Source organism: Microvirga yunnanensis (assembly GCF_025460875.1).
Map to the genome: position 1 here is coordinate 70,996 of NZ_JAMXFI010000016.1, position 7,197 is coordinate 78,192.

The 7,197-nt window shown below is 65.8% G+C and carries 6 protein-coding genes; all 6 read left to right on the forward strand.

Annotation, left to right across the window (positions count from 1 at the left end; genetic code table 11):
• Window positions 1-49 precede the first annotated feature (49 nt).
• The 6 genes from NF876_RS10815 to NF876_RS10840 all read left to right on the forward strand — a co-directional run bounded on the left by NF876_RS10815 (window position 50) and on the right by NF876_RS10840 (window position 6,956).
• Window positions 50-1,531, forward strand: coding sequence for a sugar ABC transporter ATP-binding protein (locus tag NF876_RS10815; RefSeq protein WP_262268807.1), 1,482 nt, complete (start codon window positions 50-52; stop codon window positions 1,529-1,531).
• An 87-nt stretch (window positions 1,532-1,618) separates the two neighbouring features.
• Window positions 1,619-2,608, forward strand: coding sequence for an ABC transporter permease (locus tag NF876_RS10820; protein WP_262268808.1), 990 nt, complete (start codon window positions 1,619-1,621; stop codon window positions 2,606-2,608).
• Window positions 2,609-2,687: 79 nt separating this feature from the next.
• Window positions 2,688-3,770 carry an ABC transporter permease gene (locus NF876_RS10825; RefSeq protein WP_262268809.1) on the forward strand — a complete coding sequence of 361 codons (1,083 nt, stop codon included), beginning with the start codon at window positions 2,688-2,690 and terminating at the stop codon, window positions 3,768-3,770.
• A gap of 2 nt (window positions 3,771-3,772) precedes the next feature.
• Window positions 3,773-5,191 (forward strand): FGGY family carbohydrate kinase, encoded by a 1,419-nt coding sequence (locus NF876_RS10830; RefSeq protein WP_262268810.1) that lies wholly within the window; start codon window positions 3,773-3,775, stop codon window positions 5,189-5,191.
• 14 nt (window positions 5,192-5,205) lie between these two features.
• Window positions 5,206-5,904, forward strand: a complete 699-nt coding sequence (locus NF876_RS10835; RefSeq protein WP_262268811.1) for a class II aldolase/adducin family protein — start codon at window positions 5,206-5,208, stop codon at window positions 5,902-5,904.
• Between the two features lie 35 nt (window positions 5,905-5,939).
• Entirely contained in the window at window positions 5,940-6,956 is a 1,017-nt protein-coding gene (locus tag NF876_RS10840) for an aldo/keto reductase (protein WP_262268812.1), read from the forward strand.
• Window positions 6,957-7,197 lie beyond the last annotated feature (241 nt).

The following is a 7,197-nucleotide window of genomic DNA, read 5'->3' on the forward strand; positions in this document are numbered from 1 at the left end:
AGCGCGGGGCAGACACCCGCGCTGGTAACGGTCACCAAGGATCCGCTCCATGGCCTTCCTCGAACTGCAGCATATCTCAAAGCGCTTTGGGGGTGTCCGAGCGCTGGAGGACATCTGCCTCACGCTCGAGGCAGGTGAAGTCCACTGCCTGGTCGGCGAGAACGGGTCCGGCAAGTCGACGCTCATCAAGATCATCTCGGGCGTGCAGCCACCGGAAGCGGGCGGTCGCATTGTCATCGCGGGGACCGAGCACACGCGGCTCACCCCGGTCGAGAGCACCCGGCTTGGCGTCCAGGTGATCTATCAGGACCTGTCTCTCTTCCCGAACCTCACCGTTGCCGAAAACATTGCGGTAAGCGGGCATCTCGGCCGGCCCCGGGTCGTGGACTGGCGGGCGATCGACGAGACCGCACGGAGCGCCATGGCGCGCATCGGCGTCGTCCTCGATCTGCATGCCCGTGTGGAGACGCTCTCGATTGCAGACCGGCAACTCGTTGCGATCTGCCGGGCCATGGCCGCGGACGCACGCCTCGTCATCATGGATGAGCCAACGGCATCGCTCACCCGCCACGAGGTGGACGCGTTGCTCTCGCTTGTCCGGGAGCTGAAGTCGCGCAACATCTGCGTCGTCTTCGTGAGCCACCGCCTGGACGAGGTGATGGAGGTCGCCGAGCGCGTCACGGTGCTGCGCGACGGGCGCAAGGTCGGAACCTACGACGCAGCCGAAATGGACGACCACCGGCTCGCCGTGCTGATGACCGGCAAGGAATTTCGCTACGATCTGAGGGATATCGACCTAACCGGGCGACCCGTCGTTCTGGAGGTCGAGGGCCTCACGCGGCGCGGCGAGTACGAGAACGTCGATCTGCGGGTGCACGAGGGCGAGATCCTCGGCATCACGGGGCTTCTCGGCTCAGGGCGAACGGAGCTTGCGCTGTCTCTCTTCGGAATGAACCCCGCGGACTCGGGCACCATTCGGATTGCAGGGCGGCCGCTCACGATGCGCACCAACCGGGAGGCCATCGAGAACGGTGTCGCGTATGTCTCCGAGGATCGCCTGACCCTCGGCCTTGTGCTCGACCAGTCGATATCGGCCAATACCGTGGTGACCGTCCTCGACCGCCTGGCGGGGCGCCTCGGCCTTATCGATCCGAAGCGGCAACGCGAGACCGTGCGGCGCTGGATCCAGGACCTCGGCATCAAGGTTTCCGACCCCGCGAATCCGGTCAAGACCCTCTCCGGGGGCAACCAGCAGCGCGTGGTCCTGGCGAAATGGATGGCGACCAACCCGCGCGTCCTCATCCTGGACAGCCCCACGGTCGGGGTCGATATCAGCGCTAAGGACGGGATCTACGAGATCGTCAAGCGGCTGGCGGCGGAAGGCGTCGCCGTGATCATGATTTCCGACGAGATTCCGGAGGTGCTCTTCCACAGCCATCGCGTGCTGGTCATGCGGGCGGGGCGGCTCACTGGCGAGTTCCGACCGCACCGCACCTCGGAAGCCGAGCTCAGGGTGGCCGTGAATGCTTGAGTTCGTTCCTGCCACCTGCCTCACTTTCGGCAATGCAACAGGGCGGCCCGCACCGGATCCGGCGCCCGCATTCGTGCAGGGTCGTTCATGATCGACGCTCTCCGCCGCTTCTCGCATAGCCACGAGGCCCGCCTCCTTGCCGTCGTGCTGACGCTTGGCGCCGTCCTCACGATCGCGACCCCGAGCTTTCTCACGCTCCAGAATCTGTTCGACCTCCTCACCTCCTATGCCTTCCTTGGCATCCTGGCGGCGGGGCTCCTCGTCGTTCTGGTCGCCGGCGGGATTGACATCTCATTCACGGCGACGGCCTCGGTGGCGCAGTATCTCGCCCTCTCTTTCGCCAAAGCCTATGGGCTGGGCTGGGCCGAGACTTTCGGGCTCGCCGTCGGAACGGGGATCGCCTGCGGATTGTTGAACGCCTGGCTGATCGAAAGCCTGCGCATCTCGAGCATCATCGTTACGATCGCAACGCTCAACATCTTTTACGGGCTGCTCGTCTTCGTCACCGGCGGCCAGTACATCTATGCACTGCCGGACTGGTTTTCGAAAGGGATCTGGTGGTTCGAATTCGTGGACGCGGACCAGATCCCTTACGGGGTGAACCTCCAGATCCTGCTGCTCCTGCTCGCCTTCACGGCGACTTGGGTCCTGCTCAACCGGACCACCATCGGACGGCAGATCTATGCGCTCGGCGGCAACCGGGACGCCGCGGGGCGGCTCGGCTTCCACGTGTTCGGCCTCAACCTCTTCGTCTACGGCTATATGGGCTTCATGGCGGGCATCGCGTCGCTCGCCCAGGCGCAGCTTGCCCAGAGCGTGGCGCCTACGGTCCTCGTCGGTCGTGAGCTCGACGTGCTGGCGGCGGTGGTCCTCGGCGGGGCGAGTCTCAACGGCGGCGTCGGAACGGTGCTCGGCACGGTGCTGGGGCTGGCGCTCCTCGCCGTGATGCAGAACGGTCTCGTTCTGGTGGGGATCTCGTCATACTGGTCGCAGTTCTTCGTCGGGCTCGTGATCCTCGTCTCCGTGAGTTCGACCTCGCTCACCCTCAGGCGACGGGCTGGGAGTGCCGTCGCATGAATCAACCCACGTCCACTCACGACATGCGGGAAGGGGGCAGGCTCGCATGGGCACGGGATCCTCTGCGGAGTGCCGCGCCATGAGCCACCCCCTGACCTCCTCCAAGCCTGCGGATACGATCGGGCAGCTCGACAAAGGGATCGCGGCGGTCGAGGCCCAGCCTCGTCGGATGGGGTACGTCGAGCGATTGCGGGGCTTCGGCGGCGACGGCGCCAACCTGAGGCTCTTGGTGCTGATCGCGATCCTGCTGGCGGCCTTTGGGCTCGTGATCGGCGAGCAGCTCTTCTCGGCCGCATCCCTCCAATCCATGGCCTACCAGCTGCCGGAGCTCGGCATCCTGTCGCTCGCCATGATGGTGACGCTCCTCTCGGGGGGCATCAACCTGTCTGTCATCGCGACCGCCAACCTGTGCGCGCTGACGATGGCAGCCATTCTCACGCGCTTCGTGCCGGGATCGGAAGGCGCGGCGTGGGTCCTGATCCAGGTGGCGGCTCTCGCGGCGGGATTCGCCGTTGCGGCGCTGATCGGACTCGTGAACGGGTTCGTCATCGCTTATCTGCGGGTCTCGCCTATCCTCGCAACGCTCGGCACGATGACCCTGGTCAAGGGAATCTCGGTCGGCACCACGCGAGGCAACGTGATCTCCGGCTTCCCCGAGCCCATCGTGTTCATCGGGAACGGAGCGGTGCTGGGCATCCCGGTGGCGCTTCTCGTCTTCGCCGCCGCTGCGCTGCCGCTGGCGATCATGCTGAACCGGACGCCTCTGGGAGCGGCGATCTACATGATCGGCTCCAACGAGCGGGCGACGCGGTTTTCGGGGATTCAAACGCGGCGCGTGATCCTGAAGGTCTACCTGATCTCGAGCCTTCTCGCCGCCGTGGCGGCCATTGTCATGATGGCGCGCTTCAACTCGGCCAATGCCTCCTATGGTGAGAGCTATCTGCTCGTCACGATCCTCGCAGCGGTGCTCGGGGGCATCAACCCGATGGGTGGTTTCGGCAAGGTGAGCGGGCTGGTGCTGGCCCTCGTCATGCTCCAGATCATCTCGTCGGCGTTCAACCTCCTGAACTTCAGCGCATTTCTGACCCTGGCAATCTGGGGCGGCATACTGATCGCGGTCGCGGGCACCACCCAGCTGCGGCAGCGGCTCAGGGGCGGTTGACCATGACTGGGTCCGGCAAGCCACAGGCAGCGGTTCTCGACATCGGGAAAACCAATCTGAAGCTCGTGCTCGTCGACCCTGAGGGGGATTGCACCGCCTCGATCTCGCGTCTTCACGACTTCCTGCTCGACGAGCCCTATCCGGCAATCGACATCGACGGCATCATCGACTGGTTCCTCGACGGCCTCGCTGGGTTTGCTGGCCGTCACCAGATCAGCGCGCTCGTCACCACCGCCCATGGCGGCGGTGGCGTGCTGGTCGACGAGGCCGGGGCCGTTCTGCCGATGATGGATTACGAGGCTGCGACGCCGCCCGAGATAGATGCCCTCTACGCTCTCGAAGGACCACCATACGAGGAGGTGTTCTCCTTCACCGGAGCCGGTGCAATGCAGCTCGCCAAGCAGCTCACCTGGCAGGCGGAGTGCTTCCCGCAAGCCTTCGCGCAGGCGCAGCATTTCCTGACGACCGCGCAATACGTGGCCTGGAGGCTCGGCGGCGTACCGGCCAGCGAGGTCTCGCAGCTCGGCGCGCAGGGCCACGTGTGGAACCCGCGGGCGGGCACGCTCTCGAACTTCGTCCGACGGCGCGGCTTCTCGCGTCTTTTCCCTCCGCTTTCCTGCGCCGGCGAGGTCCTCGGGCATCTGCGACCCGATTGGGCGGCACGAACCGGTCTTGCACGGAATACCGAGGTGCTCTGCGGGGTCCACGACAGCAATGCCAACCTCTTCCGCTACAAGGCAGCCGGGCTGTCCGACCACACCGTTCTGTCCACCGGCACCTGGATGATCGGATTCGACCGCCGCTGCCCCCTCGATCGGCTGGACGGCGCGCGGGCGATGGTATCCAATGTCGACGTCGACGGAGAGATTGTGTCCTCGACGCTGACGATGACAGGGCGCGAATACGCGATGATCGCCGGCTCCGAACCGGCTCCGGACGACGCCGCCATCGCAGCCCTGCGGGACCTGATCGCGCGCGGGACTTTGCCCCTCCCCTCGTTCGGTCCCCACGACGGCCTGTTTCCCGGGAGTGGTCGTCGCGGACGTTTCGCCGGCCCCCCACCCGCCGCGGCGGCCGAGGCGGGCGCAGCCGCCGCACTCTACGCGGCACTCACGGCCAGCGCCTGCCTGGATGCATTGGGCTCCCGCGCGCCGATCGTGGTCGACGGAGGGTTCTCCACCAACATCGCCTTCGGCCGTCTGCTCGCGGCGCTGCGCCCCGGCCAGCCCGTCGCCCTGAGCCAGTCTCCGCACGGGACCGCCCTGGGCGCCGGCCTCCTGTGGGGGCGGTTCTCGCGTACGGCGCCGGTGAAGATCCCACTCCTTCCATCCGAGCCCCTGGTCCTCCCGGGCCTTCGCGAGGCTGCCGTCCGCTGGGCGCGGCTGGCCGCTGAGCCTGACCCTGCAGCCTTGTCCGCCTGAAACGCGAGAACGCCATGTCCCAAGTCCCCTTCCATATCCTCCGCTCAGACATGGTCAAGACATGTCGCGAGATGAACCGGATCGGCCTCAACCAAGGCACCTCCGGCAATCTCTCCCACCGCATTCCCGACGGGTTCCTCATCACGCCAACCAGCCTGCCCTATGAGCGGATGGAACCCGAGGACATCGTGGTCATGGGCTTCGACGCAACGTTCGAGGGACGTCATCGCCCCTCCTCAGAATGGCGCTTTCATCGCGACATTCTGCGAGCCCGTCCGGATCACAACGTCGTGCTCCATACCCACTCCACCTACGCGACCACGTTGGCGGTGCACGAGCGCGGAATCCCCGCCTTCCATTACATGGTGGCCGTCGCGGGCGGCACGGACATCCGCTGCTCGCCCTACGCGTGCTTCGGAACTCAGGACCTGTCCGATCTCGCCCTTGCGGCCCTTCAGGACCGCAGCGCCTGCCTTCTCGGGCATCACGGCCTGATCGTACTTGCCGACACCTTCGAACGCGCACTCTGGCGGGCCGTGGAGATCGAGACCCTTGCCAAGATGTACGTCCATGCGCTCGCGGTCGGCGAACCGCCGCGCCTCACCGAGACGCAGATGGCTCAAGTGATCGAGCAGATGCGCAGGATGAGCTACGGCCAGGCGCCCGACCTCGACACCGTCACCGATACCCCCAAGGTTCGGGCAACCGCCTGATCCCGCCCCTCCACTCAAGCCTCAGAGGCGTTCCCATGCTTCCTACCCGCCCCCTCGGAAAGACAGGCATCCCGGTCACCATTCTCGGATTCGGCGGAGTGCCGGTCGGGGACCTGTACGAGCGGCTCGACGAAGGCAGGGCCATCGCGACGGTCGAGTCGGCCCACCGCGCCGGCATGACTCTGTTCGATACCTCGCCCCATTACGGAAACGGTCTCTCGGAGCTGCGTTTCGGCGCCGCGCTGCGACGCTTTCCCCGGGACTCGTACGTGCTTTCAACGAAGGTCGGAAGGCGCATGGACCCGCGCAAACCGGGCCGCAGCGTCGGAGGTCCCGGCTTCGCCGGCGGCGTGCCGCATGCCTCAATCGTCGACTATTCCTATGACGGTACGATGCGCTCCTTCGAGCAGTCCCTCCTGCGGCTCGGCCTCGACCGCATCGACATCCTCCTCCTGCACGACGTGGACGTCTGGACGCATGGCCCCGAGATGGCCGACCAGCGCTTTCGGGAGGCAATGGAAGGATCCTACAAAGCCGTGCACGAGCTCCGGAGCCAGGGCGTCGTCAAGGCAGTGGGGCTCGGCCTCAACGAATCCGACACGACGGTGCGCTTCGTGAAGGCCGGAGACTTCGATTGCGTGCTGCTCGCTGGACGCTACTCGCTCCTCCATCAAGACGCCCTGGACGAGTTTCTGCCGCTCGCCGAACAGAAGGGGATCGGCGTCATCCTCGGCGGCATCTACAATTCCGGAATCCTGGCCACCGGGGCCAAACCCGGCGCTCATTTCAACTACGTGCCGGCCCCGCCCGAAGTGATGGACAAGGTCGCGCGGATCGAGCGCGTCTGCGAAGCCCACGGTGTCCCGATCGCGGTCGCTGCCCTCCGGTTCGCCCTTGGCGCGCCAGCTGTGGCATCCGTGATCCTCGGGGGCGCTTCTCCCGAGGAGGTCGAACGCAACATGAAGGCGATCAAAACCGAAGTGCCTGCCGCGCTTTGGCGAGACCTGAAAACCGAGCGCCTGCTCCCCGAGTCGGTGCCCGTGCCAGCATGAGACCGGTGTGAGCCCACAAGAGAGCCCTGACCCCTGAGATTCGGCCGCTTCGGCCATGCGAGTTCCACACGCGACACACGAGATTGACGACCGGCCACCGGACGAGAGGCCGGCTTCTAGCGCATCGGACGGAAAAGTGGACCCGGTTTTCCGCCTCATCCGATGCGCCGGTCAAGAGAGGGAGCCTCGGGGCCAAAAATGTGTTGGAAAGTTTTTTGGCATGGGTAAAGACCACCCGGGG